Here is a 235-nt window from a genome sequence, read left to right on the forward strand (position 1 = left end):
CGTCGTCGCGCCGGGCCCCGGTGGCGAGACGCTGGCCCAGATCGGCCTCGGTCTGCTATCGGTGGGTCTGCTCTTCAAAGTCGGTGCGGTGCCGTTCCATTCGTGGATTCCCGACGTGTATCAGGGGGCGCCCACACCGATCACTGCGTTCATGGCATCGGCCACCAAGATCGCGGCGTTCGGCGCGGCACTGCGGGTCTTCTACGTGGCCGTGCCCGGTCTGGACTGGGACTGG

At 67.7% G+C, this 235-nt stretch carries 1 protein-coding gene; it reads left to right on the forward strand.

The genetic code is table 11. The features are described from left to right. Positions 1 to 235 (forward strand): proton-conducting transporter transmembrane domain-containing protein (locus tag IJ15_RS25080; protein ID WP_037136141.1); only part of this gene is annotated, 235 nt, incomplete at both ends.

The sequence above is a fragment of the Prescottella defluvii genome (assembly GCF_000738775.1).
GTDB classification, from domain to species: Bacteria; Actinomycetota; Actinomycetes; order Mycobacteriales; family Mycobacteriaceae; genus Prescottella; species Prescottella defluvii.